11 protein-coding genes are annotated in these 14,870 nt (G+C 66.2%); 3 read left to right on the forward strand and 8 right to left on the reverse strand.

All coding sequences use genetic code 11. The annotated features are described in order from the left end of the window. The first annotated feature begins 98 nt into the window (after positions 1–98). Positions 99–1,115 carry an aldo/keto reductase gene (locus ACILR9_RS29475; RefSeq protein WP_395713547.1) on the forward strand — a complete coding sequence of 339 codons (1,017 nt, stop codon included), beginning with the start codon at positions 99–101 and terminating at the stop codon, positions 1,113–1,115. Positions 1,116–1,127: 12 nt separating this feature from the next. Here the strand turns inward: ACILR9_RS29475 and ACILR9_RS29480 are convergent, their stop codons facing one another. Further along, complete coding sequence (locus tag ACILR9_RS29480) at positions 1,128–2,006, reverse strand: TauD/TfdA dioxygenase family protein (protein ID WP_395713548.1); 879 nt, start codon at positions 2,004–2,006, stop codon at positions 1,128–1,130. A gap of 146 nt (positions 2,007–2,152) precedes the next feature. On the opposite strand from ACILR9_RS29480, the gene ACILR9_RS29485 reads away from it, so the two are divergent. Next, a complete protein-coding gene (locus tag ACILR9_RS29485; RefSeq protein ID WP_395713549.1) occupies positions 2,153–3,988 on the forward strand; it encodes an autotransporter assembly complex family protein in 1,836 nt (611 codons plus the stop codon). Beyond that, positions 3,988–8,211 (forward strand): translocation/assembly module TamB domain-containing protein, encoded by a 4,224-nt coding sequence (locus ACILR9_RS29490; protein ID WP_395713550.1) that lies wholly within the window; start codon positions 3,988–3,990, stop codon positions 8,209–8,211. Before ACILR9_RS29485 ends, ACILR9_RS29490 begins: the two co-directional genes overlap by 1 nt. Positions 8,212–8,227: 16 nt before the next feature. On the opposite strand, the gene ACILR9_RS29495 is transcribed toward ACILR9_RS29490, so the two are convergent. From ACILR9_RS29495 to ACILR9_RS29525, 7 genes are all read right to left on the reverse strand, one after another. Further along, on the reverse strand, positions 8,228–9,358 hold the full coding sequence (locus ACILR9_RS29495) for a glutathionylspermidine synthase family protein (RefSeq protein WP_395713551.1): 1,131 nt from the start codon (positions 9,356–9,358) through the stop codon (positions 8,228–8,230). 1 nt (position 9,359) lies between these two features. Then, on the reverse strand, positions 9,360–9,767 hold the full coding sequence (locus ACILR9_RS29500) for a hypothetical protein (RefSeq protein WP_395713552.1): 408 nt from the start codon (positions 9,765–9,767) through the stop codon (positions 9,360–9,362). Between the two features lie 2 nt (positions 9,768–9,769). Next, positions 9,770–10,180 carry a DUF350 domain-containing protein gene (locus tag ACILR9_RS29505; protein ID WP_395713553.1) on the reverse strand — a complete coding sequence of 137 codons (411 nt, stop codon included), beginning with the start codon at positions 10,178–10,180 and terminating at the stop codon, positions 9,770–9,772. A gap of 18 nt (positions 10,181–10,198) precedes the next feature. Further along, positions 10,199–10,966, reverse strand: coding sequence for an SDR family oxidoreductase (locus ACILR9_RS29510; RefSeq protein ID WP_395713554.1), 768 nt, complete (start codon positions 10,964–10,966; stop codon positions 10,199–10,201). Positions 10,967–10,977: 11 nt separating this feature from the next. Beyond that, positions 10,978–11,790 (reverse strand): enoyl-CoA hydratase/isomerase family protein, encoded by an 813-nt coding sequence (locus tag ACILR9_RS29515; protein ID WP_395713555.1) that lies wholly within the window; start codon positions 11,788–11,790, stop codon positions 10,978–10,980. 48 nt (positions 11,791–11,838) lie between these two features. Continuing rightward, positions 11,839–13,371, reverse strand: a complete 1,533-nt coding sequence (trpE, locus tag ACILR9_RS29520) for an anthranilate synthase component I (protein ID WP_395713556.1) — start codon at positions 13,369–13,371, stop codon at positions 11,839–11,841. Between the two features lie 13 nt (positions 13,372–13,384). After that, positions 13,385–14,870, reverse strand: a 1,486-nt coding sequence (locus ACILR9_RS29525) for a peptidyl-prolyl cis-trans isomerase (RefSeq protein ID WP_395713557.1), incomplete at its 5' end; no start/stop codon positions are given.

Consider the following 14,870-nt stretch of genomic DNA (forward strand, 5'->3'; position numbering starts at 1 on the left):
GCTCTTCCGCTACCGCCCGATTCATGACCCCTCCGTCGCCGAAGACGGCGACACCTCCCCAACCAAGCTGGGGAGGAGAATGAAAAGGAAGCCTGAGAATGGACTACCGTCGTCTCGGCCGCGCTGGCCTAAAGGTCTCGGAGATCTGTCTCGGGACCATGACATTCGGCAACGGGGCCGATGAGGCCGAGGCAGCGCGCATGGTGCATGCTGCGTTCGATGCCGGTGTCAATTTCTTCGACACCGCCAACACCTACGTCGCCGGCGTGTCGGAGACCATGCTGGGCAAGGCGCTGAAGGGCAGGCGGCAGGACGCGGTGGTCGCTACCAAGCTGTTCAATCCAACGGGCGGACGGGTCAACGATTCGGGCATGTCGCGCCTGCACATCAAGCAGGCGGTGGAAGATAGCCTGCGCCGCCTGCAGACCGACTACATCGACCTTCTCTACATTCACCATGTCGACGTCCAGACGCCGCTCGAGGAGATGCTGCGCGCCTTCGACGATCTCGTGCGCCAGGGCAAGGTGCTCTACACCGGCTGCTCGAACTACGAGACGTGGCGCCTGATGGAGGCGCTGTGGATCAGCGACACCAACGGCTGGGCGCGTTTCGACGCCTACCAGCCGCAATACAGCCTGGTCGTGCGCGACATCGACGAGGAGCTGGTGCCGGCCTGCGAGGCCAAGGGTCTGGGCGTGGTCGTGTGGTCGCCGCTCGCCGGCGGCTATCTCGCCGGCAAGTACAAGCCCGGCAACCTCCAGGCCGATGGCACCCGGTCGGCGGAAGGCTGGGGATCGCAAGGCCGCTTCTTCGCGCACAATCATGCCGACATTCTTCGGACGCTGCTCGAAACGGCGCGTCAGATCGACCGCTCGCCGGCCGAGACGGCGCTGCGCTGGGTGATGGACCAGCCGGCCATCACCAGCGCAATCGTCGGCGCGCGCAATGCCCGGCAGCTCGGCGAGACGCTGAGCGCCGGCGGCTGGCGACTGCCGCCCGAGGCGCTGGAGCGGCTGAACAAGGTATCGGCGCAGCCGCACCGTTATCCGCGCGCCTTCGAGGAGACGATGGTCGAGCGTCGCGCTTCGGCGATCAAGATGCCGGGGAAGAAGTAGCGAAGCCTCGTCTCAACCGGCGAGCACCGGCTCGCCGACAATTTGAGTGCGGTGCATCAGCCGACGCAAGCCCTCGCCGAAGGCATCGCGCCGATGCATGACGCAGCGATTGTCCCACATCACGAGATCGCCGATCCGCCACTTCTGGTACCACGCGAAGCGCTCTTGCGTGGCGTGCTGCCACACCGCGTCGAGCAGCGTCTCGCTGTCTTCGACCGACAGGCCGTGAATGTAGGCGCCGGGCCGGCGACCGAGAAACAGCGCCTTGCGTCCGCTCACCGGATGCTTTCGCACGAGCGGATGGACCGCGCCCGGTGTCTGGCGGACATCGAGCGTGCGTTGGTAACCCTTGCGCAATTCGCCGGCCGAGTTGCGGCTCGAATCGTGGATGCAGGTTCGGCCTTCGATCGCGCGCTTGAGATCGTCCGGCAACGTCTCGTAGGCAGAATACATGTTGAGGAAGCCGGTATTGCCGCCATCGGGCGGCACCTCCAGTGCGTAAAGCAGGCTCGCGCGCGGCGGCAAGGGGTTGTAGGACATATCGGTGTGCCAGACGAGTTCGTAGCTTCCCAGCCCGCCGACCGGCTTGCCATTGTGCACGATGCTGGAGATCACCGCGACCCACGCTTCGGCCTCTTTCGGCAGAACCGAATCGGTGCGGTCGAAGCCGGCAGCGGCAATAGGCACGCGATCGAGGTCGCCGAAGCGAGCACTGAAGGCCATCAGCATGTCGTCGTCGATCTTCTGCCCGGAGAACCGCAGGACAAGATGTTCACTCCAGGCCTGCAGGATCCGTTGAAAGACAGAGTCGCCGATCGGCCTGGAAAGGTCGACACCATGTATGTCGGCGCCCAGCGCACCACCGGTCGGCTGAACCCATATGTCGCTCATCGCCGTCTCCTCGCTGGCGCCAGTTTGGCACAATTCCGTTGCGGCATGCATCCATTCGCGCCGCCGCGCGTTGGTGTTCAGTAGATATGCGTTGCTACCACGCAATAGGTATCGTCTGGCGTTGGAGCGCCAGGGGTTGGGCCTGGTTGAGCTGCATCCTGGCGATCGGCGCCTTGCTGGCCCTCGGCCCTTGCCGGAGTGCCGAGGCGCGCACCGGCCGTATCGTCCTCGTGGTGACGGGCGACGCGGCAATGCAGGGTGAGCTCGAGGAGCTCGTCGAAAGCTTCGAAAAATCGCAACCGCTGTCCGGTGACAGCCTGGGCGTGCTGCAGGGCGCACAAGCGGTCGCGGCCAAGGTCAACACGGCGCTGCGATCACGCGGCTACTATGGCGGCACGATCAGCGCGACCGTCGACGGCAAGCCGATCGCCGACGCCAGCGCGCTCGATGCCATCGACGCCCGGCCGGACAACGAACCCGTCTCCATTTCCGTCGAGGTCGCGACCGGACCGCGCTTTCGCGTCGCCGACATCGCGATTCGGCCGCCGCAATCCCACACCTCCTTGCCCGGTATCGACCGCGGCAGGCTTGGCCTGACGACGGGCGATCCGGCCGACGCTGCCGCGATTCTCGGCGCCCAAGAGAAGCTGCTCGGTGAGCTGCGCAAGGAAGGCTACGCGCTGGCCAGGATCGACAAGCGCGAGGTCGTGATCGATCACGCTACGCAGGAAGCGGAGATCACCTTCATCGTCGAGACCGGCCCGCCCGCCAAGATGGGGCCGGTGCGGTTTTCCGGCAGCGACAAGGTCGACATGACCTGGTTGCAGCGCCGCGTTCCGTTCAAGGCGGGTGAACCGTACGACCCGGACAAGGTCGAGGCGATGCGCGGCAGGCTGACGTCGATCGGCACGTTCAATTCGGTGCGCATCCGGCAGGCGTCCGCGCTCTATGCCAACGGCGAGCTGCCGATCGACGTCGAGCTGACAGATCGGCTGTCGCGCTCGATCGGCTTCGGCTTGAGCTACGAGACCCAGCTCGGCTTCTCCATCAACGGATTCTGGGTGCATCGCAATCTGTTCGGCCAGGCCGAAAGCCTGCGCCTGTCGGCCGAGATCAATCACCTCGGTCAAGGCTATGCCATCCTCGACACGGGCTTTGCCTTCCGTGCAGCCTTCCGCAAGCCGGACTGGTGGCTGTCCGGCCAGGACGCCCGCCTCGAAGCGGCGGGCTTGCGCGAGGTGCTGGACGCTTACACGCGCAAGGCGGTGACGACCTACGCCGGGCTCGACCGGGTGTTCTCGCCGAGGCTGCAAGCACGCGGCGGACTCGCCGGCGAGATCTCGCAGATCACCCGCAACGGCGTCACCATCAACTATCAGCTCATCGGCCTGCCGTTCTCCATTCTGTACAACCGCACGAACAACGATCTCGATCCGACCAGGGGCTATCGCATCGATGGCGAAGTGACGCCATGGTTCAGCGTCGGGCCGTCCGGCGATTTCTTCACCGTCTTGCGTCTCACCGGGCGCACCTACGTCGACCTCGCCGAGCCGGGACGGACGGTGCTGGCCACCCGAGGCTCGCTCGGCAGCGAGCCGGCCATCAGCATCGGCGGCATTCCGCCCGACAAGTTCTTCTATGCCGGCGGCGGGGGCTCGGTACGCGGCTTCGTCTTCCAGAGCGCGGGGCCGCGCGATGCGTTCAACAACCCGCTCGGCGGGGCAAGCGTCGTCGAGGCGAGCGTCGAATTGCGCCAGCGCATCGGCAGGTCGTTCGGGGCCGTGGCGTTCGTCGATGCGGGGAGCTCGTATCCATACTTCTTTCCCGATTTCTCGCTGTTTGCGCCACGGGTAGGCGCGGGTGCCGGTTTCCGTTACTACACCGACTTCGGGCCGGTGCGCCTCGATGTCGGCTTTCCGGTCAACCGCCGCGAGGGCGATCCGGCGTTCGGCGTCTATGTCAGCCTGGGACAGGCCTTTTGATGCGCTGGCTCCGTCTCCTCGCAAAGATCGCGGTCGGCGTCGTCGTTGTCCTGGCGTTCGCCTTCGCGGCGCTGCAGACCGCGCCGGGGAAGCGCGCTGTCGCCTCTCTCGTGTCCGATCTGATGACAACGCCCGACGGCGGCCTGGAGATTGCGGGCCTCCACGGCTTCTTTCCGACGGACCTGACGGTGGAACGCCTTGTCTATCGCGACCGGGACGGCCCCTGGATGACGGCCGACAATCTGCGCCTTCGCTGGTCGTTCGCCTCCTTGCTCGTACGGCGGCTGCGGATCGAAATCCTCTCCGCCGATCGGCTCGCAGTCGTGCGCCAACCGCAGCTCAGCGCGGCGCCAGACACGAACAAGAGCAGCGCTCCGTTGACGCTGCCGCTCGAGGTCGATCTTCTGGATCTGTCGATCGCCGACCTCCATCTCGGGGCTGCGTTGGCCGGCATCGATTCGCGCTGGAAGATCGCGGGAAACGCGCACCTGCCTGCCGATCTCGTCCAGGGGAGGCTGGTCCTCGACGGCATGCGCATCGATGGGCCGACCGGCAAGTTCGCAGCCGATGTCCGGTTCGATGCCCGACAGAAATCGGTCGATGGCCAAGTGAGCCTGAACGAGCAGCGCGGCGGGGTCGTTGCCGCGCTGCTGGAGCGGCCCGACATCGAAAATCTGTCAATTCACCTCGGGGCGCGCGGCGATGCGAGCTCCGGGCAAGCCGATCTGAACATGGCAGCCGCCGATGCCGTTCGGGTGGCTGGCAAGCTGACATGGGAAGCAAACGGCGAGGGGACGAACATCGTCGCCCACATCGATTCCGAAGCACCCGGCCTGCTGCAAGGCCCCCTCGCCGACGCCCTGCGCGCACCGATCCGTCTCGATGCCCAAGCCAGGGTCGACGACAAGCTCGTCGTCGTGAACAGCCTCAAGCTCACCGCCGCGCCGCTCTCGGTTGAGGCGTCGGCTCGCTACGACAGGATCGGCGATCGCCTGGACACGACGGCGACGATAGACTCCCGTGAACCGGGTGCGCTCGGCCCGCTGGCAGGTGGTGTCGCCTGGCGCGGTCTGCATCTGCGGGTCAAAGCCGATGTCGGGTCGCTGGCGACAGTGCCGCAGGGTTCGGTCGTGCTCACTGCGACCGCCGCAGACGTATCCCTGACGGCAATCGACACTCAATTGCCGCCGCCGGGAGCGGTGCGGCTGGACGCCACACTCGGCGTCGCTGACGGCAAAGTCACCATGCGATCGTTCGACCTCGGATCCGCGCCGGCTTTGGTTAAAGGGGAGGGCTCCTACGTCCTGGCGAGCAAGGTCGGAGCGTTGAAGGCGACCGTCACGCTCCCAGACTTTGCCGTCTTCTCGGCCTTAGCCGAGCGGCCGATTGCGGGACGGGGGACCTGGGATGTGACCGCGACATCGGATGCCGAGGGCGTGTCGCTGTCTTGGGAGGGAGCGGCCAACAACATCGGTGTCGCCGGGTTGCCCGCCGACTTGAGCAAGATGAAGATCGAGCTCTCGGGAGCAGCTTCCTGGCATTTCGACCAGTCCTGGACGCTGAGCGATGTGCGTGTCTCGGCCGACGGCGCGGCGCTGACTATTGCCGGTCGAGGGCAGGCGCAAGCTGCCGATCTCGATCTGTCGCTCGACCTGCCAAGGCTCGGCTTGCTCCAGCCCGATCTTGCCGGCAGTACCAAACTCGCTGCGACCATCCACCAGAGCGAAGCCGGCACCGACCTGAGCGTGACAGGGGAGGCGAGCGACCTTCGCCAGGGCCCACTGACGTCGCGGCGCCTGTCGATGTCGACGTCGCTGTCACGCGACCCGACCGGCGTGATCCAGGGCACACTGGCGACCAACGGTGATCTGGCAAACCAGCGCCTCTCGCTGGAGGGACGTTTTCGCTACGATAGAGACGGCCTCGCCGTGCCGACCTTCCAGGGCCAATGGGCGAGCGCCGTATTGAACATTGCCGATCTCGCGATCACCCGGACGCGGCGATCGGGACGGGCTCAATTGCAGATCGCGCGCTTGCAGGATGCAGTGCCTCTTGTCGGCACCGATCTCGCCGGCTCGCTCGACCTGGAGATTACGGCTGCCGATATCCCACCTGATAAGCAGGCTGCTTCCGATCCCGCTGCCGCCGGCCTGGTGACGGTGACAATGCAGGGCAAGGGACTGAGCAGCGGCACCACGTCGATAGCCTCCCTCGACCTGAAGGGGACCGTCAAGGACCCGCTCAATACCGCTACCACCGACGCGACGCTCACCGTCGGCGGCATGAAAGGTGCGGGCGACATCAACCGCGTCACGGCGACAGCCAATGGCAACAGACAAGGACTGGTCGTTGCACTCCAGGCCACGGGCTCGCGCACGGACGCCAGCATGCGTGGCAAGGTCGAACCCGACGGAAACGACATCCAGGTCAGCCTGTCGCGCTTCGAGGGACGGCATTCGGGGATACCTGTCGCCCTGACAGCACCGACCCGCCTGCGCATTGCCGGTTCGCGCATATCCCTGGATCCGACCAATTTTCGACTTGGCGGCGGCCGGCTGTCGGCGCGCGGCACGATCGACCCGATCGCGAGCGACCTGCAGCTCGAACTGTCCGCCTTACCGCTGTCGCTGATCGATACCGTCGCGCCTGGAACCAATCTCGATGGGACGGCGCAGGCGAAAATCCAGGTTCGCGGCGCCATGGCCACACCGCAGGTCGACGCGACCTACAGCGTCACGGGCGCGCGCTTTCGTCGTCCGGATGCCGCGCTGATTCCAGCCCTGTCGGTCCAGGGATCGGGCGCGGTTTCGGGCAACCAGGCGAGCGTCGATGCTCGTCTTCGTGCCGGCGGCGCGACCAACCTCACGCTCAAGGGCAAGGCGACCATTCCAAGCGGCGCAGGCCCTCTGTCGGGTTCCGCCACGGTAACCGGCACGATCGATGTCGCTCCCTTCGCGCCGCTGCTCGGCAACGACCTCCGCAACATTACCGGAACGCTGCGGCCGAATCTCACGCTCGACCTGTCGGGCTCGAGGATCAGCGGTAGCGGCGGCATCGACTTCACCAACGGCGCTGTCGCCCTGCCGGAGTCGGGCATGCGATTGAGCGGTGGCGAAGGGCGGATCGCCCTGCAGGGCGACACGGTGCAAGTCCAGCGCCTCACGTTCCAGACCGGACGCAATGGAACTCTATCCGCGACCGGCACCGTCCGGCTCGATGCCGCGCAGGGCGTGGCCCCCGACATTTCGGTGACCAGCCGCAATGCCTTGCTGGTCAACCGGCCCGACCTCGTGGCCGTGATTTCGAGCAGCCTGGAGGTTTCCGGGTCGACGGCCAGCGGTATCGACATTTCCGGGCCGATCACGATCGATCGGGCCGAAATCTTCGTCGGCTCGCAGCAATCCGCCGATTTTCCCACGATCGAGGTGCGTGAGATCAACAAGCCTGGCGCGCCGCCGCCCTCCGCCCAGCCCGCAGCCCGGCGACCTCCGGCCGAGACTGCGACGCCGATCCGGCTTGCGCTGGCGATCCGGGCGCCGCAAGCGGTATTCGTGCGCGGACGCGGCCTCGATGCCGAGATGTCGGGCGACCTGCAGGTCGGCGGATCGCCAGCCGCACCGACCGTCGTGGGCGGCTTGACCATGCGGCGCGGCGAGTTCGATCTGGCTGGCCGGCGGCTCACCTTTCGCCGCGGCGTGGTGACGCTCGACAATCTCGACCAGGTCGATCCCAGGCTCGATTTCGTCGCCAGCACCAGCGTGCAGTCGACGACCATCAATGTCGCAATCGGCGGCACCGCGCGCACGCCGACCATCAGCGTCACCTCGATCCCCTCCCTGCCGGCGGACGAGGCGATGGCCATGCTGCTGTTCGGCAAGCCGTCCTCGAGCCTCAGTCCCTTCGAGCTGGCACAGGCGGCTCAAGGCCTCGCCGAGCTGACGGGCCGGTCGCCGGGGACGAACGTTCTCGGCCGTCTGCGTGGCGGTCTCGGGCTCGACAGGCTGTCGGTCGGCTCGACCGGCAGCGGCGCCAATCCGCAGATGACGATCGAAGCCGGCCGCTACGTCGCGCCCGGCGTCTATGTCGGCGCCCGCCAGGGCGCGACCGGAAACTCCAGCCGCGGCGTGGTCCAAATCGACATACTCGACAACGTGAAGATCGAAGGCGATGTCGGCGCCGATTCGAACGGCCGCGTCGGCGTGAAGATGCAGTGGGATTATTGACAGCCGAGGCGACCGGTCACTCGAAATAGTGCGGCACGAAGCGGCTGTTGTTGTGGGTGATGCGGCGCTCGTCCTCGCGCATGCCGATGCCGGCCGGTTTGCCGTCGACGATCCATGAACCGACCAAGGCATAGCAGGAGTCGAAGCGCGGCAGCGGCTGATAAGCCTGCCAGACGAAGCCTTCGCTGCCGTAGTCGCCGCCTGCGGTATCGAATATGCCGGGGCCGACCACCGTCACGTTGTGGCCCTCGCGCCCGAAGATCGGCTTCTTCACGAACGCGCGGCCAAGATCGACATGCTCGGTGTCGTAGGCCGGCAACAGGTTGGCGTGATTGGGAAAGCCTTCCCACAAGAGCGGCAGCAGCATCTTGTTGGAGAGGATCATCTTCCACGCCGGCTCGATGAAGGCCGTGGTGTCGGTGAGCACGTGAATGCCGAACTTCTCGCGCGCCATCCATTCCCACGGGTAGAGCTTGGACAGGAGCTGGATCGGCATTTCGTCGAGGTCGGTGAAGCGCCGGCCGTTCCAGCCGATGTCGGTCACGGCGATTGGCTTGCCTGCGAGGCCGGCCTGCAGCGCCGTGTCGCGCAGATACTCGGAGGTCGCGAGGTCCTCGGGATGGCCGTCGAAGCGGGCGAAATGGACCAGGCCCTCGGGCGGCAGGCGGCGCAGGATAGCGCGCCACGCCTCGATCAGCTTGTCGTGGATCGAGTTGAACTGGTCGGCCTCGGGCTTCACGTCCTTCAGCCAGTACCATTGAACCACAGCCGCTTCGTACAGCGCGGTCGGCGTATCGGCATTGTACTCGAGTAGCTTGGGCGGCTCCTTGCCGTCGTAGGCGAGATCGAAACGGCCGCACAAGGTCGGGTCGTTGCGCCGCCAGACGCGTTCGATGTACTCGCCCCACGCAGGCGGAATCCGCATGCGCTCCCACAATTTGTTGGCGACGACATGCTCGACGGCCTTCAGGCAGAGCCCGTGCAGCTCCTCGCTGGCTGCCTCCACCTCGTCGATCTCGGCCGCCGAAAAGGCGTAGCAGGCCTGCTCGGTCCAGTAGGCCTTGCCCTCCAGATTGTAGAAATCGAAGCCGATCTGCTCGAGCCTGTGCTGCCAGCCCGAGCGGGGCACGGATGCTTCGCGACGCATGTCAGCTCGACGAGCTGCTCGACGATCCGGTCGACCCGAAGCCGCCGCGCTGACTCGTCGTGGAGGTCGCATGGCCGCTCTCGGAGGTCGAGCTGCCACTTGTGCTGCCGGTCGTGCTGCTGCTTCTGTAAGTCGATCCGGTGCTCGTGCTGCTGCTGCGGGAACTGCTGTCGCTCGTGCCCGTCGCTTGCTGCGGCGGCGGGCAGACCTGGCCGGGCGGGCAAGGCGCGGCGCCGATCGGCGGGCGGTAGAACGGATTCGGCAGGAACCAGAGGTAGGGCAGGGCACCCAACCCCGCACCGACGCTTGGAGCGCAGGAATAGAGCAGGGCGGCGCCTGCTACCCCCATCACGGCGAGCTTGACGCCGCTCGACATGCGCCGGCCAGTCGGTTGCGGGGACTTGGCCATCGTCAGGACGTCAGGCAGGCCGCGTTGATCAGGCCGAAGCAGGTGGCGAAGCCGCCGGCGGCAATACCGGCCGCCGCCTTGTCCGCTTCGATCGCCTCCTTTAGTCCCGGCAGCATGAAACGCATGCCGACATGGACCAGCACCTGAACGACCAATGCCACCAGCGACCACACGACGAGATCGGTCAGGCTCACCGAATGGGCGATGGTATTGGCGAGCGGCAGGCAGAACCCGAACAAAGCTCCTACCAACGCCGTCGCGGCGGCCGAGTTGCCGGCACGGATCAGCCTGAACTCGGGCCACGGCGTGATCAGGACGTAGATCCACAGGAACAATGCCGCCAGCGCGAAGCCGACGACGACATAGCGCACGAAGTTGGGGAATGACTGGGCCAGCCAGGCGAGCTCGGGCATGGGGCGACTCTCGCGGGCTCAGCCGTGCATGGTCAAGCCACCCGATACGCTGATCGTCTGGCCGGTGATGAAGCCGGCATCGTCGCTGGCGAGGAAGCAGACCGCCCCCGGGATGTCCTCGGGGTCGCCTACCCGCTTCATCGGGATGGCGCCGACCAGGGCGGCCCGGAAGCGCTCGGCGCGCTCGCCGACACCGGCCGCGGACGCCAGCAGGGGCGTGTCGGTCGGGCCGGGGCAGACCGCGTTCAGGGTGATGCCGCGCCGCGCCACCTCGCGTGCCACCGTCTTGGTGAAGGCGATGATGCCGCCCTTGCAGGCCGAGTAGACCGCCTCCTGGGACGAGCCTACGCGACCGGCGTCGGAGGCGATGTTGACGATCCGGCCGTGGCCGCGCGCCACCATGCCCTTGAGCGCGACGTGGCTCATGTTGAGCGGGCCGCGCAGGTTGATGGCGATCAGCTTGTCCCAGAGGTCCGGCGTGGTGTCGACGAAGTTGAGGAAAGTGTCCCAGCCGGCGTTGTTGACCAGGATGTCGGTCGGGCCGATCTCGCGCTCGAAGGCGGCGATCGCTGTGCCGACGCCGGCATAGTCGGCGATGTCGACGTCCGAGACGACGGCCCGGGCGCCCGCCTTGCGCACCTCCTCGGCGACCCGGTTGGCCGCCTCGGGATTCTTGTCGAACACGCCGACATTGGCGCCGTAGCCGGCGAATCGCCGGCAGATGGCACCGCCGATCGCGCCGCCGCCGCCGGTGACGATGACGTTCTTGCCTTGCAGTCCGCGCATCGCGTGCTCCGTCAGATGGGCGAGTAGGGATCGAACTTGGGCTTGCGCTTCTCGAGATGCGAAGCGAGCCCTTCCTTCACCTCAGGGCCGAGGAACCCCAGCATTTCGAGCGCCGTCGAGGCGTCGAAGGACGGGCCCATCATGCGCAGCCAATTGTTGAGCGCGTACTTGGTGAAGCGGATCGAGGTCTGGGCACCTTCGGCGAGCTTGGTGGCGACTTCGAGCCCCTTGGCTTCGAGCTCGGAATCTTCGACACACAACGAGACCAGCCCGATGCGCTCCGCCTCCTCGCCGTCGACCGCCTCGCACAGCAGCAGGTAATATTTGGCCTTGGCCATGCCGCAGAGCAGCGGCCACACGATCACCGCGTGATCGCCCGCGGCGACGCCGAGTCTCGTATGGCCGTCGATGATCTTCGCCTTCTTGGACGCGATCGACACGTCGGCGAGGATGCCGGCGACCAGGCCGGCGCCGACCGCCGGGCCGCGCATCGTGCTGACGATCGGCTTGGAGCAGTTGATGACGTTGTAGACGATGTCACGCGCTTCCTTCCACGTCCGCAACAGCGCGTTGTAGTCCTTCATATTCTTTTCGATGATGTCGAAATCGCCGCCGGCCGAGAACACCTTGCCGCCGGCGCCCTGGATGATCACGCAGTTGACCGTGTCGTCGCCGTCGATGTCGCGCCATACGTCGACCAGCTCGCGATGCATGATCGCGTCCGTGGCGTTGTATTTTTCTGGGCGGTTCATGGTCACCCGCAGCACCTTGGGATGCGGGCGATCGAACAGCAGGCGCTGGTAGCGTTTTTGCCAGTCGGACATTGAGTTCCTCCGTTGCCGGAGGACCCTAGCCCGCTTCGTTGCCCGGGCTCAACGTCGCGTGTTGCCCGCGCTCCACTGGCCGGCATTGGCGAAGCGCACGGCCTCTTCCGCCGCGCGGACCAGGGCGGCCGCCTTCAGGACGCTCTCCCGGTACTCGGCCTCGAGATCGGAGTCGGCGACCACGCCGACGCCTGCCTGCACATACAGGGTACTGTCCTTCACCAGTCCAGTGCGCAGCATGATACAGGTATCCATCGAGCCGTTGGCCGCGAAATAGCCGGCGCAGCCGGCGTAGATGCCGCGGCGCACCGGCTCGACCTCCTCGATGATCTCCATCGCCCGCACCTTGGGCGCCCCTGACAGCGTGCCCGCGGGGAAACCGGCCTTCAGGGCATCGATCGCTTCCAGCCCGTCGTCCAGCGTGCCCTCGACATGGCTGCTGATATGCTGGAGATGGCTGTACTTCTCGATGGTGAATTGCTCGACCACCCGGACCGAACCGATCTTGGCGACGCGGCCGACATCGTTGCGCGCCAGATCGAGCAGCATCAGGTGCTCGGCATGCTCCTTGGGGTCGGCCAGGAGCGTCTCGGCCAGCCGCTTGTCCTCTTCCGGCGTGGCACCACGCCGGATGGTGCCGGCGAGCGGACGGATGGTGACGATGTTGTCGCGCAGGCGGACCAGGATCTCGGGGCTCGAGCCCACGATAGAGAAGTCGCCGTAGTCGAAGAAGATGAGGAATGGCGAGGGGTTGATGCGGCGTAGCGAGCGGTAGAGCGACAGCGGTGGCAGCTTGAAGGGCAGGGAGAAGCGCTGCGACGGCACAATCTGGAAGGCGTCACCGGCGCGGATGTACTCCTTGCAGATTTCGACCATGCGCTTGAAGTCGTCCTTCGCCATGTTGGCTTGCGGCTCGGGCAGGTCGTCCAGCACGTCTGCGCTCTCGCGCCGGAAGGGCAGGGATCGCTCGAAGTCGGACACCGCGTCGGCCAGCCGCTCCTGTGCTGCCTCGTAGGCGGCACGCGCGCCGATTCCTTCCTGCGGCCACGCCGGCGTGACCAGGGTCACGTTGTCCTCGAGGCGGTCAAAAATGCAGATCAGGGTCGGCCGCACCATGATCGCGTCGGGCAGGCCGATTGGATCGGGATTGGTGTCGGGCAGCCGCTCCATGTCGCGGACCATGTCGTAACCCAGAAAGCCGAACAGCCCGGAGGCCATGGGCGGTACGCCGGGGGGCAGGTCCATCTGGCACTCGCGGATCAGATGGCGCAACGTCTCGAGCGGCCGTCCGTCGAGCGGCACGAAGGCGCGCACGTCGCTGCGTGCCCGCCGGTTGATCTCGGCCTGCCCCTTGATGCAGCGCCAGATCACGTCGGGCTTGAAGCCGATGATCGAGTAGCGACCGCGCACCGAGCCGCCCTCGACCGATTCCAGCAGGAAGGAGTTGGCCCGCCCGTCGGCGAGCTTGAGATACGCCGACACCGGCGTCTCGAGGTCGGCGACCAGCTTAGTCGAGACGAGCTGTGGCTTGCCGGCGAGGTAGCACGCTTCGAAGGCGTCGAAGTCGGGTGAGATCGACATGGGATGCGGGCGCCTATTGCTGCTGCGGCTTGAAGGCGGCGATGAACGTCGCCTCATCGACCGTGACGCCGAACTTGGCTCTCAGTGCGCCGACCAACTGCAGGATCAAGTCGTTGGCGACCATCGTGTCGAGCTGCTTGCCGAAGCGCTCGATCGCTTCCTTGTCCTTGGCGGGATCGATCGGCTCGATCTTGTCGAGGCGCACGATCACGCTGCCGTCGCCGGTGCGCACCGATTGCGTCTTGCCCGGCTCGAGCTTAAACAGCGCCTGCACGACCGTCTGATTGAGGTAGTTGCCCTGGTCCGCTTCGAAGCGCGTCACCGCTTTGGAAGTCCTGACCTCGAGACCCAGCTCCTTGGCAATGGCGGCGAGATCGGTGCCGGCGTTGGCCTTCTCGACCGCCTCCTTGACCTTGGCCTCGGCGAGCTTGCGGCGCTCCTCGGCCTGCCAGGCGTCGGTCACCTTGGCCTCGACCTCGCTCAGCGCCGGGATGCGTGCCGGCGTGATGCGGTCGGTGCGAACGACGAAGTATTCGCCCTTCTGCGTTTCCAACAGCTCGCTCTCGGCGCTCTCGCGCGTCGCGAAGGCGGCCTGCACCAGCTCGGCCGCAGCGGCTCCGATCACCACCTGCTTGCCGGACGCATCCTGCCCGCGCGCGTCGACGTTCTCGTAGGTCTTGACCTTGAGGCCGAGATCCTCGGCGGCTGTCTTCAACGACTGCGTCTTGGACAGCAGGCGCTCGAAATCGGTCACCAGCTTGATCAGCAGATCGGGTGCCTGCTGGGCCTTGAGCTCGGCTTCGAGCTTGTCCTTGACCTCGTCGAAGGACTGCGACGTGCCCGCCTCGATCTTGTTGACGCGCACGATGTGCCAGCCGAGCGGCGACTGGATAGGTGCCGGCGCCACGCCTTCGGGAATGCCGAAGACGCCGTCGGCCAAGGGACCGGGGGGCAGATCCTTCTTGGTGACCGCCCCGAGCTTGATCACGCCATCGGTGTTCCCGAGGATCTCCTTCGCGGCGTCCTCCAGCGACTTGCCGCCCTTGACGGCCGCGATGATGGCCTTGGCCTTGTCCTCGCTGTCGGTCATCGCCTGGTCGACGTCGCGCTTCTCCGGCGTGCCGAACTGGGCGGATCGAGCGGCGTACTCCTGCTTGAGCTGGTCCGGCGTGATCTTGATCTGAGGCAGGATATCGTCGACCGTCAGCAGCACATAGGAGAAGGCGCGAAACTCCGGGATTTGAAAGCGAGTCTTGTTGGCCTCGAAATAGGCGCTGAGCTGCTCGGCCGTCGGCTTGGGCACGTCGGTGACGAGGGCGTCGGGGACGTAGATCGTCTGGGCGACGCGTTTCTCGCCCTCCATCCTGAAGACATCGTCGCGCAGCGATTTCGGCGCCAGCCCGTCAGGTCGCACCACGCCGAAGAGCTGGCTCGCCGCGATCTCGCGGCGCACATCGATGACGTATTGCGGCTCGCTGATACGGGCTTGCTGCAAGCGG

The sequence above is a fragment of the Reyranella sp. genome, assembly GCF_044224635.1.
Classification (GTDB): Bacteria; Pseudomonadota; Alphaproteobacteria; order Reyranellales; family Reyranellaceae; genus Reyranella.

What these genes read in the sequence shown, in the direction of transcription:
- ACILR9_RS29475 (WP_395713547.1), top strand. Translation starts at nt 99, where the DNA reads ATGGACTACCGTCGTCTCGGCCGCGCTGGCCTAAAGGTCTCGGAGATC.
- ACILR9_RS29480 (WP_395713548.1), bottom strand. Translation starts at nt 2,006, where the DNA reads ATGAGCGACATATGGGTTCAGCCGACCGGTGGTGCGCTGGGCGCCGAC.
- ACILR9_RS29490 (WP_395713550.1), top strand. Translation starts at nt 3,988, where the DNA reads ATGCGCTGGCTCCGTCTCCTCGCAAAGATCGCGGTCGGCGTCGTCGTT.
- ACILR9_RS29495 (WP_395713551.1), bottom strand. Translation starts at nt 9,358, where the DNA reads ATGCGTCGCGAAGCATCCGTGCCCCGCTCGGGCTGGCAGCACAGGCTC.
- ACILR9_RS29500 (WP_395713552.1), bottom strand. Translation starts at nt 9,767, where the DNA reads ATGGCCAAGTCCCCGCAACCGACTGGCCGGCGCATGTCGAGCGGCGTC.
- ACILR9_RS29505 (WP_395713553.1), bottom strand. Translation starts at nt 10,180, where the DNA reads ATGCCCGAGCTCGCCTGGCTGGCCCAGTCATTCCCCAACTTCGTGCGC.
- ACILR9_RS29510 (WP_395713554.1), bottom strand. Translation starts at nt 10,966, where the DNA reads ATGCGCGGACTGCAAGGCAAGAACGTCATCGTCACCGGCGGCGGCGGC.
- ACILR9_RS29515 (WP_395713555.1), bottom strand. Translation starts at nt 11,790, where the DNA reads ATGTCCGACTGGCAAAAACGCTACCAGCGCCTGCTGTTCGATCGCCCG.
- trpE (WP_395713556.1), bottom strand. Translation starts at nt 13,371, where the DNA reads ATGTCGATCTCACCCGACTTCGACGCCTTCGAAGCGTGCTACCTCGCC.